The sequence below is a fragment of the Mycobacterium asiaticum genome, assembly GCF_001673635.1.
Classification (GTDB): domain Bacteria; phylum Actinomycetota; class Actinomycetes; order Mycobacteriales; family Mycobacteriaceae; genus Mycobacterium; species Mycobacterium asiaticum_C.
Genome location: NZ_LZMH01000002.1, coordinates 44285 through 58251 on the forward strand (window position 1 = coordinate 44285; position 13967 = coordinate 58251).

Below are 13967 nucleotides of genomic sequence, written 5' to 3' on the forward strand. Positions count from 1 at the left end.
AATCAAGTAAGAGTTTCGGTCGCTGCCAGCAGCGCGCACGTGGCCAGCCCGTCCACCGCGTCGCGCAGGTCCGACAGCGACGGGAAAGACGGCGCGATACGAATGTTCTTGTCGTCCGGGTCTTTGCGATACGGGAACGACGCACCGGCCTCGGTGACGGCGATCCCGGCATCCTTGGCCAGCGCGACGGTCCGGCGGGCGGTCCCGGGCAGCACGTCGAGGCTGATGAAGTAGCCACCCTTCGGCTCGGTCCACGAGGCGATCTTGGCGTCGCCCAGACGTTGCTCCAGGATCTCGGCGGCCAGCGCGAACTTCGGCGCCAGGATTTGCTGGTGCCGAAGCATGTGCAGCCGCACCCCGTCGGCGTCGCCGAAGAAACGCAGGTGCCGTAGCTGGTTGACCTTGTCCGGCCCGATCGACTTCTTCCCGGCGTACTGCAGGTACCACGCGATGTTGCCGAGCGAGCCGCCGAAGAAGCTGACGCCGGCACCGGCAAAGGTGATCTTGGACGTGGACGCGAAGATGTAGGGCCGGTTGGGGTTGCCCGCCTTGGTGGCCAGGCCCAGCACGTCGACCTGACGGATGAAGTCGTGGGTCAGGGTGTGCACGGCGTAGGCGTTGTCCCAGAACAGGCGGAAGTCACTGGCCGCGGTCTTCATTTGCACCAGACGGCGGACGTTCTCCCAGGAGTAGGTGATGCCGGTCGGGTTCCCGAAGACGGGAACCGTCCACATGCCCTTGATTGCCGGGTCGGCCGCGACCAGTTCTTCGATCAGGTCGACGTCAGGGCCGTCCTCGAGCATGGGGACCGGGATCATCTCGATGCCCATCGTCTCGGTGATAGCGAAGTGCCGGTCATAACCGGGCACCGGGCACAAGAATTTGACGGCCGGTTCCTTCGCCCACGGCCGCGGCGAATCCACGCCACCGTGCAGCATCGAGAAGACAACGACATCGTGCATGAATTCCAGGCTGGCGTTGTTGCCCGCAATCAGGTTCTGCACCGGAAGGCCCAGCAACTCGGCGAAGATCGCGCGCAGCCCGGGCAGACCGTGCAGGCCGCCATAGTTGCGCGTATCGGTGCCCTCCGGGTCACGGAAGTCGGCGCCGGGGGCAGACAACAGCTGGTTGGACAGGTCGAGCTGTTCGGGCGACGGCTTGCCGCGGGTCAGATCCAACGAGAGTTTCTTCGCCTGCAGCGCCGCGTAATCCTGCTGATGGCGCGCGTGCAGCGCGGACAACTCTTCAGGGCTGAGGGAATCGAACGACGCCATGCGGCCCTTTCGTATTGCTTTAGAAAATGAGGGGACCCCGCGCACCCGACAGAGCCCATTGACCCTTGCTGCCTTCCGGCCCTGGGGGAGTTCACAGGATAGACGCCGCGCGGGGTCCACCGGCGAGTGTAGTACCAGGGCGCGGCGACTCGACCGCGGTGGTGGCAGGTACCCGGGACACCTAACACCGTTGAGCAGCTACCATGACCACGGAGGATTCGCCTAGTGGCCTATGGCGCTCGCCTGGAACGCGGGTTGGGTTAATAGCCCTCGCGGGTTCAAATCCCGCATCCTCCGCTGTACGGTCCGCCGTGTGACCAGGAACGACATTCGGCCTGGTCACCTTTCGGCGGCGTGAGTTCAATCTGTTTGAGGAGGGGTATGGGGCGCAAAGTCGCCATGCTTTGGCACGCGTCGTTTTCGATCGGCGCCGGCGTCCTCTTCTTCTATTTCGTCTTGCCGCGGTGGCCCGAGTTGGTGGGTGACACGCCAGAAATGCTCGGGCGGGTGCTGCGGATCGTCACCGGTGCGCTGATCGGACTGGCCGCCCTGCCGGTGGTCTTCACCCAGCGGCGTACCGGCAAGCCAGAGCTGGGCACCCCGCAAATGGCGCTTACGATCAGGACCTGTTCGATCGTCGCGCACGTGCTGGCCGGTGTGCTGATCGTGGGGACGGCGATCAGCGAGTTCTGGTTCAAGCTGGACACGGCCGGCCAATGGTTGTTCGCCATCTACGGGGCGGCGGCGGCCATCGCCGTGCTGGGCTTCTTCGCTTTCTACCTGTCGTTCGTGGCCGAGTTGCCGCCCCCGCCACCCAAACCGATCAAGCCGAAGAAGGTCAAGAAGAGCCGGGGCCGCGCAAAGAAGCGCGGCAAGGCCGACGAGGTTGACGCGGCTGACGACGAAGACGAAGACGAAGCGACCGAGGAAGCCGAAGACGACGCAGACGACGAAGACGAGGAAGGCTCCGAAGACACCGTTGAGGCCCAAGACGCCGAAGACGAGGAATCGACGCAGGCCGAGACCGTCGAAGCAAAGGTGCCGGAGCCGGTAACTGCAGCGCAGGAAGCCGAGGAGACACCCGCCGAAACGACGGAGGAAACCGCCGACACCTCCGAGGCCGAGACCTCCGAAACCGATACCGTCGAGGCGCCCGTCCAGCAGCGGCTCCGCAACCGGCGGCCCACCGGCAAGACATCGCACCGCCGCCGGCGCACCCGCGGCGGGGTGGCGGTCGAGGAATAGGCCCTCAGCGGCGCCGCAGCCGCTCGACGTAGTCGGCGATGCCCTGCAGCGTCTGGTCTGCACCCCAAATTCGGCGAACGTGATCGTCGATCTGCGCCCCGTCCCGGATGCGCTGCAGCGCGGGACCCCGCAGTTGCGCCTTGGTGTGGCTGTACGCCTGCACCGGGATGCTGCTGAGGTCAGTCGCTTCGGCCACGGCCGCCTCCAACAGCTCCTCAGAGACGATGCGGTGAGCCAGCCCCCGGGCGACGGCCTCGTCGCCGCGGTAGTTCCGTCCGCCGAGCAGGACCTCTTCGGCGTGGTCGCCGCAGGCGTAGCGCAGCACCTCGAGTGCGGCGACCGGAAACGCGACGCCCACCCGGACTTCGGCGGCACCGATCTGCGCCTCGGGACTGGCCAGGCGCCAATCGCAGGCACCGGCCAACACGCACCCGCCGGCTATCGCGGCGCCGTTGATCGCCGCCACAGTCGGTCCCGGGTAGCTGAACACCGCCTCGAACGCATCGGACAACGCGGGCACCAGCTGATCTGTGTAGCCCGCTCCGCCCTCGATCACGCGATTGAGGTCCACCCCGGCGGAGAACACCCGCCCAGCGCCGGTGATCACCAGGGCCCCACCGCCCGAGTGGGCGAGATCCTGGATGGTTTGCGTCAATTCACCGAGGGTCTCGACGTCAAGCGCATTCACCCGCCCCCAGGAAAGCGTCAGCACCTGCACCGATCCCGCAGCTTCGATCTCGATCACAGGGATACTTCACCACAGTTTTTGGGATCGGTAGCAACGCCCACCGCCTGTACTTGCTCCCATGACGACGCCATCAGGGCGGCGCATGACGGAAGGAAGTCCAGTGAAACGTGCTATCGCGGTTGCGATCGGAACCCTCGGCTGCGCGTCCGCGCTGGTGGGCTGCTCGAGCGGCGGCCACACCGCCAGCCCGGCCTCGAATGCACCGGCCAGTGTCGCCACCGGTGGCGGCGCCGGGACCGAGGTCAAGGTGGGCGGCTCGGACTTGGCGGGTCTGAACCCGTCCTCGGTCACCTGCGTCAGGCAGGGCGGCAAGATCAACATCGATAGTGGTTCGACCGGCGGCCAGCAGGCGTTGGCGGTGGTCATGACCGAAGGCAACCCGCCCACGGTCGACTCCCTGGCCATGGTCGTCGACGGCAACGCCCTGTCGGTCTCCGACAACATGGGCGCCAAGGTCGGTGAGGCCAAGGTCGCGGTGGACGGCAAGACCTACACCATCACCGGTCAGGCGCAGGGCGCCGACCTGAAGAACCCGATGGCCGGAATGATCACCAAGGACTTCAGCATCAAGGTGTCGTGCGGCTGATGAGGGGTAGTTCGGGGCGGCGGGCATGCAGTGCATGTCCGCCGTTCCGAATTGGCGTCCGGACTTATGATGCAGCCGTGTCGATCTCCGGCGACCTCGATCGGGCGCGTCAGTTGACGTTCGCCGCCGATGAGGGCGCGGCCCGGGATCTGTTGCTGACCCTGCCACCGCAGATCGAGCGGGCCGACCGCGACGATCTGTTGCTCGAAGTCTTCGCGCAGCTCGGCGAGATCTACCTGGTCCGCGGCGCGAATGACGGAGTGCGCGAATGCATCCGGCGAATGCGCGAACCGTTGGCGATCTATCGAAGCATCCTGGATGGCACCCGTCCCGAGGCCGCCGCGCAGGTGATCATGTCGGACGCCGAGATCGCACACATGGTCCTGCGCTACTCGCGGCGGGCGCAGTTCCTCGAGATCGGATTGGCCGCGGCACAGGGCAACCACGAGGAAGCGGCGGACGCGCTGCGCGTACTGGCCGAAAGCGAGTGCTCCGACGACGATCTCGCGGACGAACGGCAACGATTACTCACCCACGCGCAACTGCTCTGCGCGACCGCCCTGTGCGACGACGATCTGCACGTGCGGTCGCTGCCGTTGTGGGCCGAGGTGCTCGATGCCCTCAACCGGCCCGCACGAGGAACCGAAGCCGACGACTACATCTGGGTTTCGGCGGCGACCGGCTACGGCAGGTTCTGCATCGAGACCGGGCGCCTGGCCGAGGCCGAGCCCTGGTTGCGCCGCGCCGGCGCCCGTGCTCAGGCCCGCGGCTGGGAATTGGCAAGCGCGCGAACACAACTGGAGCGTGCCGCGGCCTGCTGGACCGCCGGCGATCACGAAACCACCGAGCAGCTGGTCTCCGATGCCTATCCGGTAATCGCCCGCCACGCACGCGCTCACGACGTGTCCCGCTGCTGGCTGTACATGGGGCTGACCCGGCTCGCAAGCGGCGCGCTGGAAGCCGCCGACCAATGCTGGGAGCACGCGGAGCAACACTGGCGCGACCTGGGCAAGCCGCTACATCTTCACCGTATTCTGTTGCAGCGCAGCTGGATCGCAATATTCTGGGGGCGCTTTTCCCAGGCTGTCGAGCTGATCGCGCAGGCCCGCGAGTTGCTCGACTCGTCGCCGCGCAGCAGCTGGCTCCAATACGCCATGCTGGACAATCATCTGGGGACCGTCTGGCGGGCGGACGCGCTGGCGGATCTGGGTTTCGACGGGTCCGGTGACCCCGACGAGTCGTTGCAGGAGATCGAGGCCCGGCAGGCCGAATCGCTCGGAATCCTGCGCGGCGAAGTCGGGACCCCGGAGTACTGGCGCGCGATGGGCAAGCTGGAACAGGCAGCCGAACTCAAGGTGCCCGCTGCGCTGGCCGTGGACTCCGTACGCTATTCGATCGCCGACGCCGATGCCCGATCACGCTGGGCCGCACAGGTCTCGGCGCCGATCCTGGCCAGCGCATTCGCGGTCGCGTGGGAATGGGAGAACACCGAGCTGATCAGCGAACTGGTCGAATATCACAGCGCTCGTGGCACATTCAACACCGAACAACAGCAACGTCAGGTCGGCGAATGGGAGTCCACCGGCACCGGACCGGTGCTCGTCGAGAGCGACGACGACCTGGCTCTTCCGGCAGCGGCGGCCGGATCTGCATCGTCACAAGCTAATTCGCTGACCCGCCTCGGACCGCTGCCGCCACTGCAGATGCAACCGGGCGCACCGCCGATCATGAGTCACTATCGCGCGCTGGCGTTTCAGCGGTACGGCCGCGAGGTTACCGCCGCCGAACCGGCCTGGTCAACCTGGCCATGACCGACGCGACCCTGGTCCTGCGCTACGCCGACGTCGGGATCGCCACGTATGCCAGCCTACGCTTGATCGACGAGTCCGGAATGACGCAAAAGACCGTCAACTGGGTGGTCGAAGAGCCAATCCTGTTGGCTGCCTTGCAGGAGCTGCGCGATGCCCTGCCCGAGCCATACGGCTCCGAGAGTAGGCGGGACGCCATCGAGCGGGCTCTGACCCGCGGCCCGTTCGCGACGCCGGACACCGAACTGACGGTCGCCTACATCCTCGGCGTGCTGCTCATCGGCACCGCGGGATGGCAACTGCTGACGGACTGCGCCGCAACGCCGCGACCGGCGCTGTTCATCTCGCCCAGCGCCCGGCTGGCCAGGGTCCCCTGGGGATTGCTTGCGGTGCCCAAATCCGGCCCCAGCAAAGAGGAGCTGGTGCGGGCCCGGCAGGACGCGATCACTTCCAGCGGGCGGGTGGCCGCTCAAATCCCCTGGCAGCTCGCTGATGTCAAAGAGCACACCGACGGCTACCGCCTGATGGAGTTGGTCGATGTACTGATCGCGGTGCCACAGAACATCGTTCACGCGCCGCGACCCCACACCGATTGGAGCGACCGGCACGAGGGCCCGCCGCTACTGATCCTGGATCCCCGGGTACCGGGACAACGCCCGGACTCCGCGCTCGGGTCGGTACTCGGGCGGCCGTCGGAACAAACCCCGCTGGCACGGTATTTCGCCGAATCGTTGCGGCACCGGCGGGTCTTGCCGGACGTCGGCAGCGCGGTGGAGCTGTTCCGCCGCCAGGACGCCGACCGCGGCTGGTTGGCCGATTTGCTGACGCAGCAGCCGAACCGACTGTTGTACGTCGGACACGCCAGCTCCGCGGACGACGACGTGGGCCACGCAGACCGGGCCGCGCTGCACCTCGCGTGCACAGCAACTGCAGCCGGAGACGCCGCACCGATTGGCAATCATCGCCCCTTGACCGCCTCGGACCTTATGGCGTTACGGTTGCCGATCCCGCCGCGGGTGGCGTTGCTGGCGTGCGCTTCGGGCGGGGATTACCAGTTCGACGAGGCGACAGGTCTGGTGGCGGCGATGATCCTGGGCGGGGCGCAATTGGTGACCGCCACGCTCTGGTCGCTGCCCACCACAGCCGCGTATCGGCAGTTCGTGCCGGCGGCAGGCGGCGCGAACACGCCCGATCCCATGGCCGAAGTCGTTGTCGGCGTGGACAGTGCGCACGAGCAGGCCGACGCCGGGTGCGCGGTCAATCGCTGGCAGCGCGCGCAGATGCGGCGCTGGCGGGACGGTGCCGTCACCGCCAGCCCGTTGTTCTGGGGTGCACTGGTCACGTTCGCCGTGGACGGTGCGCGTTGAACGGCCGGTCCGTCATACCAGGGCGAGACCCTGAGCCCGCACCGCCAACTCGTCATCGGGTAGCGAAAGCTCCTCCCGCGCAGCGGGATCGAACGCGACCAGCATGACCAGGCCCGGACGCAGCGTGGACAGGTCCGCATCCCGGTCGTGGTGCACCAAGCGGCCGACGAAAGTGTCACCATCCACGCTGGACACCTCTATCCAGATCTGGCGTTCGCCGGCGTGCGCCTCAGCCTGCTCATCCACGACGGTTCGCACGGTGCCGACCCCGACCGCAAGGCTGTCGTCCGTGCGCTTGCGCGCGTTGCGGGTGGCCCGGCGGGTCAACGTTGCCAGTAGCGCGATGTGGGCCCCAATTGCCATCAGCTTCGACTTGTTCATGGGACCAGCTTCGGGACAGCGATCGGCTACCGAACCCAACTTTTCGAGTACCAGGATTTTCCCGGCTGCCCCTATCCTGTGGTCATGAGCGCCGATTCGCAGGTGGAACCTGCCCTGAACGGACGCGACGACCGCGACGACCGTGCGCTGGGACAGCCCCGGCGGGCGGTGATCGACGCTGCGTGGCGGGCCATCGGTCCCGGCGTTGAAGTGTTGAGCAGCGACGACGGCGGCCCGCTGAGCCGGACCGTGAAACGCATCATCGACCCGCTGGTGCTGCGGCTGCGCGCCAACCCCCAGTATTCGGCACCCGTCGTCACCGATGCCGTCGCCGTGGCGATACACGACCTCATCGTCGGCAACGCGGCCGAATTGCGCTGCGCAGCAGCCTGGTTCGAGGTGCTGAAGCTGCAGCGCAGGCGGCTGCGGATACGCAGCGGCAACGCGCAGGAGCTGTACTTCCCGGTGTGTTTCGAGCTAGCCGTCACCAAAGGTGCACCGACAACCGAAGATTCGGCGACCGCGGCCGAGGTGCTGCAGGAGGTGCATCAGGGCCGGGATCGCACCGCGGTCGAGGTGCTCAACGATTACGTGACTAGCGCACAGGTGGTGGCGACCCTGGCGGCTCAGCTGGTCGCGAGCTGGCGCGACGTGCGGGCCGACGACGCCCCACGCGAACCGTTCATGGCGGAGCTGACCACCGTGCTCGGCCCGGTCAAGAGCCACACCGCCGCCGCGGCGCGGCAGCGCGTCTGGACTGCGATGATCGCCGACACCACGCCCTACAACTTGGGTGCGCTGATCCGCCTCGAATCCGCCGGCGTGCCATGGTCGATCGTGGACCTGGGTTTGAGTGCCGCGGCCCCGCAACGTCCCCCGGAAGTGACCGGCGGATCCGAAAGCGACCGCCCGCTGGATCGCACCGTGGTGGACCGGGTCCGCTCCACGTTGCGGCGCGCCCTGGATCGGGACGCACTGCCGGATGTCCCGCTGTTATGCGCGGAGGAGGTGGACCGAGCCTGCGCGCCGTGGGGACTGCTCGCCGAGGACAAGCAGGCCACTCTGTTGGCGGGTATCGAGGTGGCCGTCGACCTGGCGCCGCTGGACCGCTCGGTCACCAGTCGGTACGGGCTGGCCGCGCAGATTCAGGCGCGGCTGCGCAAGGAGGCCTACGTGCTGCACGCGCGGCGTTATCTGGCCGAGGGCGGGCCGATTCATCCGCGCCAGCAACAGGTTGTCGACGATCTCGCGTCGTACGCGCAGCCGTACCTGAGCCGGCTGTGGGCGCGACTGCACGGACGCGACGTGTGGCAGGAGCCCTGTGACGACATCGACGATGTGCGGTCGCTGCTGGAAGGTGTCGCCAGGTCGGTCAGCCTCGACCATCGACAGCGGATCAAGTCGATGCTGGAACTGCAGGTGGCGGGATGAGACTGATCAGCGACTCCGGACTTTGGGCACAGACCTCACCGTTGGTCGCGGTGCTGGAGGTCAGTGGCGCGGTGCTGTCCTGGATCGTGGACGACCCGGCCGGTGCCGCCGCCGGCCAGATCACTTTCACCGACCCGGACCGGGCCGATTGGCTGTGGCGGGTGGTCGGTCGGGCCGGTCACCTCGCGGTGCTGTCGGCCGCGGCGACGACCGACGAACCCCGGGATTTCGACGGCTTTGACATAACGCCGGGATCGCTGGACCCACTGCACCGGTTGGCGATCGGTCAGTGGCTGCGGCGCTGGTGGCCCGCCAGCCAGCGCGACGGTGTCACCGCGCTCGATCAAGCCCTGCTCGACGCCGAGATCGCGTTGCTGACCGCCGGCGTGGACGGCTTCTTCACCGACGACACCCTGGATTCGGACGTGACGGAACTGCTGAGTCGGCACGTCGCAGCCCTGACGGCACACGTGCGAAGCAACGATCCCCGCGTCCGCGACCTGGTGCGGGCCGCCGCCGAGCTCGCCGACGAGGTCGGTGTCGACGGCACCGGCTGGGCGGAACTGTCCGCGGCTGTGCAGGATTCGGGCCTGAGCCTGGCCGAGCCGACCGGCTACCGCGATGACTACGCGCTGGCCGCCGGCGCCGATCCCGGCCCAGCCGCCGTGTCGTCGATCGGCCGAGGTGTCGCGTCGATCAACTGGGGAGCGGTGCCGCCGGGTGTTTTCGACGCGGCCGAAGACACCGTCGACTGGCGCGTCGAAGCGGCCGGCCCGTCGGTCGTCGCCGTCGTCCGTGCGGCCGTCATCGGACCCGATCCGGCCACCGACGTACCGGTTCGCGTTCAGTCCGGAGACGTCAGCGGGGCCGCCGCGCTGGATGCCGGCGGCCGGGCCACCGTGCCGCTCGTCGACGGCCAACGGCGAGCGCTGACGGAATCGGTTGCCTGGGACCACGATTGGCCGGCCACGTCGGTCATCGTCGGCGCCGATGTGACCGAACCCAGGGCGGCGCGGGAACGGATCCGCGGTTGGGTGCGGTCGCGGCTGGACCAGCCGCCGCCGGACGCCTTCCTCGCCGAGATCCTGGCAGCCGAATCGTCCTACTAGGCCTCGTCCTATCGGCGTCCTATCGGCGTCCTACTAGGCGACGCCCACCCCCCTTGCCTATGCTGAGCGAGTGCCCAACACATATCGGGTCGTGCAATGGACGACCGGAAACGTCGGTAAGAGCTCACTACAGTCCATCGTCGCTAACTCGCAGTACGAATTGGTGGGTTGCTACGCGTGGTCGCCGGAGAAAGCCGGCCGGGACGCCGGGGAGTTGGTCGGCATCGAACCGCTCGGGGTTACCGCGACCAATGATGTCGAGGAACTGCTGGCGCTGAAGCCGGACTGCGTGGTTTACAACCCGATGTGGATCGACGTCGACGAGTTGGTCCGGATCCTGTCCGCGGGTGTGAACGTGGTGACGACGGCGTCCTTCATCACCGGCCACAACCTGGGCGACGGCCGTGATCGGATCCTGGAGGCGTGTCAGCAGGGCGGCTCGACGATCTTCGGCTCCGGTGTCAGCCCCGGCTTTGCAGAATTGCTGGCGATCGTGTCTGCGATGGTCTGCAACCGTGTCGACAAAGTCACCGTCAACGAGGCGGCCGACACCACGTTCTACGACTCCCCGGACACCGAACGGCCGGTCGGTTTCGGACAGCCCATCGACAATCCCGAGCTGCCGGCGATGGCGGAAAAGGGCACCGCGATCTTTGCCGAAGCCGTCCGACTGGTCGCCGACGCGCTGGGCGTCGACCTTGACGAGGTCCGTTGCGTAGCCGAATTCGCGCAAACCACAGCCGATCTCGAGATGGCATCCTGGACGATTCCGGCGGGATGTGTCGCGGGTGTCTACATCAGCTGGCGCGGCATCGTCGGCGGAAACACCGTCATCGACCTCAACGTGCGCTGGAAGAAGGGACAGACCCTCGAACCCGACTGGCCGATCGACCAGGACGGCTGGGTGATCCAGATCGACGGTCAGCCGACGGTGACGACCAGGGTCGGCTTCTTGCCGCCGCCGTACTTCCAAGCGACGACTCTTGCCGAGTTCATGGCGCTCGGGCACATCATGACGGCGATGCCGGCGATCAACGCGATCCCCGGCGTAGTGGCCGCCGCACCCGGCATCGCCACCTATGCCGACCTTCCGCTGACCCTGCCGCGCGGGACAGTGCCCTCGTCGTGAGGCATTGCCGGCATGAAGCCGGCGCTCAGCGGGTATCCGATCCGCATGGCTACCAACAACCGATTGAGCAACTCAGCAAAGTATTGGGGCGGGCGGGCCAAAGAAACGGTCGGCCGGCTGACCGGTGACCGGCGCACCCAGTATGAGGGTGTGCTGGACCAGGCGAAGGCGAACCTCAAGGACACCGGGCTGCGTTTCCGAGACGCTGTGCGGGGCGGGCGTCGGCCGGTGCGCCGGCAACCACGGCGGCAACCATGAGCGCCGAAGACAAGGTGAAGAACAAGATCGAGGACCTCGGCGGCCGGGCCAAGGAGGCGGTCGGCCGGGCGACCGGCGATCGCGACACCGAGGCCGAGGGACGGGCCGATCAGGCCAAGTCGAGCCTCAAGGACGCCGGCGAGAAGGTGAAGGACGCTTTCAAGAAGTAGCCGCAGGCGGTTGAACTGCGATTTTCTGGCTACTTCTACTGGCATGCTATTCAAGTCAAGGGCTCGCCGACTGATGGTGGGCGCCGCGGTGGCGCTGGGTTGCTTTGCACTGTTGAACGCGCCGGTACCGGATGCGTCGGCGGCGCCGTGTCCGGACGTCGAGGTGGTGTTCGCGCGAGGCAGTGGCGAGCCACCGGGTGTGGGCGGCATCGGTGGGGCATTCGTCGATGCGCTGCGTTCGGATATCGGCGCGCGGTCGCTGAACGTATATGCGGTCAATTACCCGGCCAGCACCGACTTCGGCAGCAGCGATTTCCCATTGACCGTCATCGGCGGGATCCGGGACGCGGGCGCCCACATCCAATCCATGGCTGCGAGCTGCCCCAACACCAGAGAGGTCCTGGGCGGGTACTCGCAAGGGGCTGCCGTCGCCGGTTACGTCACCTCGGCGGCCGTCCCGCCCGGCGTGCCCGCGTCCGTAGTGCCGCAACCGCTAGCTCCCGAGATCGCCAATCACGTCGCGGCGGTCACGTTGTTCGGCACACCCTCACCGGAATTTCTGAGCCAGTACGGCGCCCCGCAGATCGCCATCGGACCGCTGTATCAGCCCAAGACCATTGAGCTATGCGCCGACGGTGACAACATCTGCGCCGGCGGCGGAACCACCCCCACCTTCGCGCACACGTTATACGCGGCCAACGGAATGACCGGTCAGGCAGCGGATTTCGCGGCGGGGCGCCTGTAGATCGAGCCTCAGTCGGGGTCTTCCGGCAAGTCCGGATTCGGGATGCTGGGCGAGTTCTTCAACCATTCCCGCAACCGGAGCAACCCGTTGATCACGATGCCGAGCCCAAGTAGCACCAGCACCGCGACGATGATTGCGGTAGTCACCATTCCATGGTGACAGGTCTAGGCGGGCTTGATCTCCAGTCCGACGTGGACCTTGTCGATGCCGCCGCGCACGATCGAGTGCGCGTAGAACCACCAGGCGTGGTACCAGTACCGCTTGAGCACGGCGTTGTAGACCCGTCGCGTCTCGGACTTCGGCAGGACGCGGGCGACCGCTTCCACCTCGTCGCTCTTGGGCTTGCCCAACGAACCGCTCCTGGCGATGGTCACCCGCGGCGTGTTGCGAATGCGCTTGACCTTCCACGAATCGTCGTCGGTGATGACGAGCAGCCGGTCCTCGCCGTCGGGCACTCCCCAGATCGCGGTCGGCTTGGGACGGCCATCCTTGGTGAACGTCGTCAGCAGCAGATACTTGGACTTGACGACGTCCTTGAACGAGATTGCCACGCTGTGTTTCCTCCTGGATAGGTTTGCCGATCCCGACATCGGCGATACCGCACCGCGGGCTATTACCCGCATTGCGCGCTGCGGAAACCGTGGGATTACGTGGTAAGCGGCACAGCCACCCCACCGCATTCCACCGTTAGCGACGGTTGCAACAATGCGAAGATGCGCGTTCTGGTCACCGGAGGTACGGGGTTCGTCGGCGGCTGGACCGCCAAAGCCATAGCCGATGCCGGGCACTCCGTCCGGTTCCTGGTACGAAAGCCGGAACGCCTGAAGACGTCGGTGGCCGCACTCGGGGTCGACATATCCGACTACGCCGTCGGTGACATCAAGGACCGCGAGTCGGTCCGGCAGGCGCTGCAAGGCTGCGACGCCGTCGTCCACAGCGCCGCCCTCGTGGCGACCGATCCGCGGCAGACGGCGCAAATGCTGGCCACGAATATGGAAGGCGCAGGAAACGTTCTGGGGCAGGCGGTTCAACTCGGCCTTGACCCGATCGTCCATGTCTCAAGCTTCACCGCCCTGTTTCACCCGAACGTGACGACCCTGAGGGCCGACCTGCCCGTGGTCGGTGGGACCGACGGATACGGAACCTCCAAGGCGCAGGTGGAGATCTATGCACGCGGCCTGCAGGACGCCGGCGCACCGGTCAACATCACTTATCCCGGAATGGTTCTCGGCCCGCCGGTGGGTGATCAGTACGGTGAGGCCGGCGAAGGTGTGCGGGCGGCACTGCAGATGCACGGGATCCCGGGACGCAGCGCAGCCTGGATGATCGTCGACGTCCGCGATGTCGCTGCGGTGCATGCGGCGCTGCTCGAGCCGGGGCGTGGTCCGCGACGCTACATGGTGGGCGGGCATCGAGTGCCCGTCGGCGAACTGGCGAAGCTGCTGGGCGAGGTGTCGGGCACCACGATGTTCCCGGTTCCCGTCCCTGACAGCGCATTGCGCGCCGCCGGAACGCTTTTGGACTTCGTGGGACCCTATCTGCCCTTCGAGAACCCGGTGACCGCGGCGGGAATGCAGTACTACACCCAGATGCCCGAATCCGACGACACGCCGGCCGAGCGGGAACTCGGCATCCAATTCCACGATGCCCGAACCACGCTGGCCGACACCGTTGCGGCACTGCGGCAGGCGCAGCGCGACTAGTCCGGTACCACCG

At 67.0% G+C, this 13967-nt stretch carries 16 protein-coding genes, 1 tRNA gene and 1 other RNA gene; 12 read left to right on the forward strand and 6 right to left on the reverse strand.

Annotated elements, in window-relative coordinates; translation table 11 throughout:
• Positions 1 to 2: 2 nt before the first annotated feature.
• Positions 3 to 1274 (reverse strand): aspartate aminotransferase type Ic, encoded by a 1272-nt coding sequence (locus A5645_RS00245; protein ID WP_065033957.1) that lies wholly within the window; start codon positions 1272 to 1274, stop codon positions 3 to 5.
• Between the two features lie 26 nt (positions 1275 to 1300).
• An RNA gene (ffs, locus tag A5645_RS00250) (signal recognition particle sRNA small type) lies at positions 1301 to 1395 on the reverse strand.
• A 90-nt stretch (positions 1396 to 1485) separates the two neighbouring features.
• Here ffs and A5645_RS00255 point away from each other — a divergent pair.
• Positions 1486 to 1571: transfer RNA gene (locus A5645_RS00255), tRNA-Ser, on the forward strand.
• An 84-nt stretch (positions 1572 to 1655) separates the two neighbouring features.
• Positions 1656 to 2519 (forward strand): lipid uptake coordinator LucA, encoded by an 864-nt coding sequence (lucA, locus tag A5645_RS00260; protein ID WP_065033958.1) that lies wholly within the window; start codon positions 1656 to 1658, stop codon positions 2517 to 2519.
• 4 nt (positions 2520 to 2523) lie between these two features.
• On the opposite strand, the gene A5645_RS00265 is transcribed toward lucA, so the two are convergent.
• Positions 2524 to 3264: an enoyl-CoA hydratase/isomerase family protein gene (locus tag A5645_RS00265; protein WP_253866816.1), complete on the reverse strand. Its 741-nt coding sequence runs from the start codon at positions 3262 to 3264 to the stop codon at positions 2524 to 2526.
• Positions 3265 to 3349: 85 nt separating this feature from the next.
• On the opposite strand from A5645_RS00265, the gene A5645_RS27975 reads away from it, so the two are divergent.
• From A5645_RS27975 to A5645_RS00280, 3 genes are all read left to right on the forward strand, one after another.
• Positions 3350 to 3853: a lipoprotein LpqH gene (locus A5645_RS27975; RefSeq protein ID WP_172830433.1), complete on the forward strand. Its 504-nt coding sequence runs from the start codon at positions 3350 to 3352 to the stop codon at positions 3851 to 3853.
• 77 nt (positions 3854 to 3930) lie between these two features.
• Positions 3931 to 5664 carry a hypothetical protein gene (locus A5645_RS00275; RefSeq protein WP_065128087.1) on the forward strand — a complete coding sequence of 578 codons (1734 nt, stop codon included), beginning with the start codon at positions 3931 to 3933 and terminating at the stop codon, positions 5662 to 5664.
• Complete coding sequence (locus A5645_RS00280; protein ID WP_065128088.1) at positions 5661 to 7028, forward strand: CHAT domain-containing protein; 1368 nt, start codon at positions 5661 to 5663, stop codon at positions 7026 to 7028. Before A5645_RS00275 ends, A5645_RS00280 begins: the two co-directional genes overlap by 4 nt.
• Positions 7029 to 7040: 12 nt before the next feature.
• On the opposite strand, the gene A5645_RS00285 is transcribed toward A5645_RS00280, so the two are convergent.
• Entirely contained in the window at positions 7041 to 7409 is a 369-nt protein-coding gene (locus A5645_RS00285; RefSeq protein WP_065128089.1) for a hypothetical protein, read from the reverse strand.
• A gap of 84 nt (positions 7410 to 7493) precedes the next feature.
• On the opposite strand from A5645_RS00285, the gene A5645_RS00290 reads away from it, so the two are divergent.
• The 6 genes from A5645_RS00290 (at position 7494) to A5645_RS00315 (ending at position 12251) form a co-directional block, all read left to right on the forward strand.
• On the forward strand, positions 7494 to 8840 hold the full coding sequence (locus A5645_RS00290; protein ID WP_065128153.1) for a hypothetical protein: 1347 nt from the start codon (positions 7494 to 7496) through the stop codon (positions 8838 to 8840).
• A complete protein-coding gene (locus A5645_RS00295) occupies positions 8837 to 9949 on the forward strand; it encodes a hypothetical protein (RefSeq protein WP_065128090.1) in 1113 nt (370 codons plus the stop codon). The genes A5645_RS00290 and A5645_RS00295 overlap by 4 nt, the downstream gene beginning before the upstream one ends.
• Positions 9950 to 10019: 70 nt before the next feature.
• Entirely contained in the window at positions 10020 to 11078 is a 1059-nt protein-coding gene (locus A5645_RS00300) for an NAD(P)H-dependent amine dehydrogenase family protein (RefSeq protein WP_065033964.1), read from the forward strand.
• 45 nt (positions 11079 to 11123) lie between these two features.
• Positions 11124 to 11336, forward strand: a complete 213-nt coding sequence (locus A5645_RS00305; RefSeq protein ID WP_065034036.1) for a CsbD family protein — start codon at positions 11124 to 11126, stop codon at positions 11334 to 11336.
• The gene (locus A5645_RS00310; protein ID WP_036362695.1) at positions 11333 to 11506 is read left to right on the forward strand and encodes a CsbD family protein; all 174 of its coding nucleotides are present in this window, start codon (positions 11333 to 11335) and stop codon (positions 11504 to 11506) included. Before A5645_RS00305 ends, A5645_RS00310 begins: the two co-directional genes overlap by 4 nt.
• Positions 11507 to 11549: 43 nt before the next feature.
• Entirely contained in the window at positions 11550 to 12251 is a 702-nt protein-coding gene (locus tag A5645_RS00315; RefSeq protein ID WP_065128091.1) for a cutinase family protein, read from the forward strand.
• 8 nt (positions 12252 to 12259) lie between these two features.
• Here the strand turns inward: A5645_RS00315 and A5645_RS27980 are convergent, their stop codons facing one another.
• Together A5645_RS27980 and A5645_RS00320 are read right to left on the reverse strand one after the other, a co-directional pair.
• Complete coding sequence (locus tag A5645_RS27980; protein ID WP_172830430.1) at positions 12260 to 12397, reverse strand: hypothetical protein; 138 nt, start codon at positions 12395 to 12397, stop codon at positions 12260 to 12262.
• An 18-nt stretch (positions 12398 to 12415) separates the two neighbouring features.
• On the reverse strand, positions 12416 to 12802 hold the full coding sequence (locus A5645_RS00320) for a PPOX class F420-dependent oxidoreductase (protein ID WP_065128092.1): 387 nt from the start codon (positions 12800 to 12802) through the stop codon (positions 12416 to 12418).
• Positions 12803 to 12964: 162 nt separating this feature from the next.
• On the opposite strand from A5645_RS00320, the gene A5645_RS00325 reads away from it, so the two are divergent.
• A complete protein-coding gene (locus A5645_RS00325; RefSeq protein ID WP_065033967.1) occupies positions 12965 to 13954 on the forward strand; it encodes an SDR family NAD(P)-dependent oxidoreductase in 990 nt (329 codons plus the stop codon).
• Positions 13955 to 13967: the final 13 nt, after the last annotated feature.

Excerpts from the sequence above, each read along its gene's own strand:
- A5645_RS27975 (WP_172830433.1), top strand. The coding sequence starts at position 3,350 with ATGACGGAAGGAAGTCCAGTGAAACGTGCTATCGCGGTTGCGATCGGA.
- A5645_RS00290 (WP_065128153.1), top strand. The coding sequence starts at position 7,494 with ATGAGCGCCGATTCGCAGGTGGAACCTGCCCTGAACGGACGCGACGAC.
- A5645_RS00295 (WP_065128090.1), top strand. The coding sequence starts at position 8,837 with ATGAGACTGATCAGCGACTCCGGACTTTGGGCACAGACCTCACCGTTG.
- A5645_RS00310 (WP_036362695.1), top strand. The coding sequence starts at position 11,333 with ATGAGCGCCGAAGACAAGGTGAAGAACAAGATCGAGGACCTCGGCGGC.
- A5645_RS00285 (WP_065128089.1), bottom strand. The coding sequence starts at position 7,409 with ATGAACAAGTCGAAGCTGATGGCAATTGGGGCCCACATCGCGCTACTG.
- A5645_RS00245 (WP_065033957.1), bottom strand. The coding sequence starts at position 1,274 with ATGGCGTCGTTCGATTCCCTCAGCCCTGAAGAGTTGTCCGCGCTGCAC.
- lucA (WP_065033958.1), top strand. The coding sequence starts at position 1,656 with ATGGGGCGCAAAGTCGCCATGCTTTGGCACGCGTCGTTTTCGATCGGC.
- A5645_RS00315 (WP_065128091.1), top strand. The coding sequence starts at position 11,550 with ATGCTATTCAAGTCAAGGGCTCGCCGACTGATGGTGGGCGCCGCGGTG.
- A5645_RS00280 (WP_065128088.1), top strand. The coding sequence starts at position 5,661 with ATGACCGACGCGACCCTGGTCCTGCGCTACGCCGACGTCGGGATCGCC.
- A5645_RS00325 (WP_065033967.1), top strand. The coding sequence starts at position 12,965 with ATGCGCGTTCTGGTCACCGGAGGTACGGGGTTCGTCGGCGGCTGGACC.
- A5645_RS00305 (WP_065034036.1), top strand. The coding sequence starts at position 11,124 with ATGGCTACCAACAACCGATTGAGCAACTCAGCAAAGTATTGGGGCGGG.